Here is a 2487-nt window from a genome sequence, read left to right on the forward strand (position 1 = left end):
CGGGCTTGCTCGCGAATACGGTGTGTCAGCTAAGTAAATGGTGACTGGCACTCCCTCTTCGCGAGCAAGCCCGCTCCCACAAGGACCGTGTCTGCCCAGTCTATTCAAGGTATCCTGCACCCTCTGACTACGGACGCTTTTCCATGCTGGTGATTTCCAACAACGTGCATCTGCCGGATGCCGAGATCGAGTTGACGGCCATTCGCGCCCAGGGCGCGGGCGGGCAGAACGTCAACAAGGTGTCGAGCGCGGTGCACCTGCGTTTCGACATTCCGGCGTCGTCCTTGCCCGAGTTCTACAAGGAGCGGTTGCTGGCGTTGCGCGACAGCCGCATCACCAGCGACGGTGTGCTGATCATCAAGGCCCAGCAGTACCGGACGCAGGAGCAGAACCGCGCCGATGCGCTGTTGCGCCTGACCGAGTTGATCCAGAGTGCCACCAAGGTCGAGAAAAAGCGCCGTCCGACCAAACCAACCCTCGGCTCCAAGACCCGTCGTCTCGAATCCAAGAGCAAGCGCGGCAACATCAAGGCCGGGCGCGGCAAGGTCGACTTCTAGCGGGCTTCCCGCGCCTCGCGTTGCTTCGGTGCCTGCCGGTACAGGTAAAGGCTCAGTATCAATCCGCTCAAGGCGGCGAGGGCGGCAAACAGGAAGATCGAAGCGAAACCGAGCCCGGCCGCAATGGCCCCGGCCAGCGGCCCGGTGATCCCCAGCGACAAATCGATGAACAGCGAATAGGCGCCGACGGCTGCGCCACGGCTGGAGGCCGGCACCAGATTCACCGCTTCCACGCCCAGCGCCGGAAACACCAGCGAGAAGCCGAAGCCGCTCAGCGCCGCACCCGCCAGTGCCCAGTGCGCATCCGGTGCCAGCCACAGCAGCAATAACCCCAGGGTTTCCACCGACAGGCAGGCAATGGCGACGCGAAAGCCGCCGAGACGGTTGATCAGGTTGCCGAACAGCAGGCGAGCGCCGATGAAGCTGGCGCCGAACAGGCTCAGGCACAGCACCGCGTTGTCCCAGTGTTGCGTGGCGTAATACAGGGTAATGAAGGTGGCGATGGTGCCAAAGCCGATGGAGCCCAGGGCCAGGCCACAACCGTGGGGGAAGACACGCCCGAGCACATGCATGAACGGCAGGCGCTCACCGGCAACGATCGGCGCGGCGGTTTTCGGCCAGGCCAGCAGCAGGCCGAGCACGGCCAGCAGCACAATGCTCACGCCCATGCTCCACAAACCCAGTTGATGGACGATCAACACACCCAGGGGCGCGCCGACGGCCAGTGCGCCGTAGCTGGCGATTCCGTTCCAGGAAATGACCTTGGCCGTGTTCGCCGCGCCGACCCGGCCGATACCCCAGCCAATCGAGCCCGAGCCCACCAGGCTTTCCGCGCTGCCGAGAACCAGACGACCGATCAACAGGCTGATCAGGCTCAAGGTCGGGAGGCTCTGGGTCCAGGCCGAGATCAACATGAACACGCCGCTCAGGCCGCAACCGGCCAGGCCATACATCACCGCGAGTTTGCTGCCCTTGTTGTCGATGATCTTCCCGGCATAGGGGCGGCTGAGCAGGGTGGCCAGGTATTGCACGCTGATCACCAGGCCCGCGATCACCGCGCCGAAGCCCAGGTCGCTGTGGACGTAGCCGGGCAATACGGCCAGGGGGATGCCGATGTTCAGGTAGCCGATGAATGTGAAAAGGACGATGGAAACGACTTGCAGCGTGACCGCCAGGGGGCGCTGGTTTTCAGGCATGGGTAAAGGTCCACGGTAAAGCAGGATAGATAGGCTGCTTATGATAGCGGTGTGGACGGTCGTTGGTTGTGAAAAAGTAAAACTATTTGCCCGGCGGTGTCATTCAGCTTTGACGGGAGCAACCAGTTGCGTAGTGACCAGGGCGGCCAGCGCATTTTCCTGGGTGCCGAAGCGGGTGAGCAAGGCGGCTTGTTTCTCGGGGGAGAGGCGATTCCAGATCTCGATCATTTTCTCGGCGGTGCCAATCAGGACGCTGGCCTGCTTTTCATCAAAGGTTTCGCTGAGTTCATCGGTCATGGACAGGGTTCTCGTTTCAGGCAGTGTGGAAAGCGCATGGTAGCGCTTTCCACACGGTCTGTACGTCGGGTGTTTCAGTCTTCGCTGTCAGCCTGGCGGCGGTCAGTGGCTTCTTTCGGCTCGGGCTGTTGGGCGCCGGCTTGTTGCGTGGTCGTCTGCTCAGGTACGTGCAGGCTTGGGAAGGGGAGATTAGGAATCTCGTGCATGGTTGCGCTCCTCGCTAAGTCTGTTGATAGATCTGGTAGATCCGCGCTTTGAAAAAGCCTGGGCAGGATACAGCACTGAAAATGACAAACGGACTTTTATATCCATTTGTTTCGACGGATGGGATTGTAAAGACAGGTCTAGAGGGGCAACACACTGCAAATGTGGGAGCGGGCTTGCTCGCGAAAGCGGTGTGTCAGTCGACATTTGCATCGTCTGACACACCGCTTTCG

The 2487-nt window shown here is 61.1% G+C and carries 4 protein-coding genes; 1 reads left to right on the forward strand and 3 read right to left on the reverse strand.

Going from position 1 to position 2487, the window contains the following annotated elements:
- The first annotated feature begins 143 nt into the window (after positions 1-143).
- Positions 144-557 carry an alternative ribosome rescue aminoacyl-tRNA hydrolase ArfB gene (gene arfB, locus AC3WN7_RS27975; RefSeq protein WP_007984117.1) on the forward strand — a complete coding sequence of 138 codons (414 nt, stop codon included), beginning with the start codon at positions 144-146 and terminating at the stop codon, positions 555-557.
- On the opposite strand, the gene AC3WN7_RS27980 is transcribed toward arfB, so the two are convergent.
- From AC3WN7_RS27980 to AC3WN7_RS27990, 3 genes are all read right to left on the reverse strand, one after another.
- A complete protein-coding gene (locus AC3WN7_RS27980; protein WP_102675859.1) occupies positions 554-1753 on the reverse strand; it encodes an MFS transporter in 1200 nt (399 codons plus the stop codon). The two genes, arfB and AC3WN7_RS27980, sit on opposite strands and share 4 nt — an antisense overlap.
- A 99-nt stretch (positions 1754-1852) precedes the next feature.
- The gene (locus tag AC3WN7_RS27985) at positions 1853-2050 is read right to left on the reverse strand and encodes a hypothetical protein (RefSeq protein ID WP_102675860.1); all 198 of its coding nucleotides are present in this window, start codon (positions 2048-2050) and stop codon (positions 1853-1855) included.
- Between the two features lie 74 nt (positions 2051-2124).
- Positions 2125-2256 (reverse strand): hypothetical protein, encoded by a 132-nt coding sequence (locus AC3WN7_RS27990; protein ID WP_015096286.1) that lies wholly within the window; start codon positions 2254-2256, stop codon positions 2125-2127.
- Between the last annotated feature and the right edge of the window lie 231 nt (positions 2257-2487).

The sequence above is a fragment of the Pseudomonas sp. FW305-70 genome, from assembly GCF_058783925.1.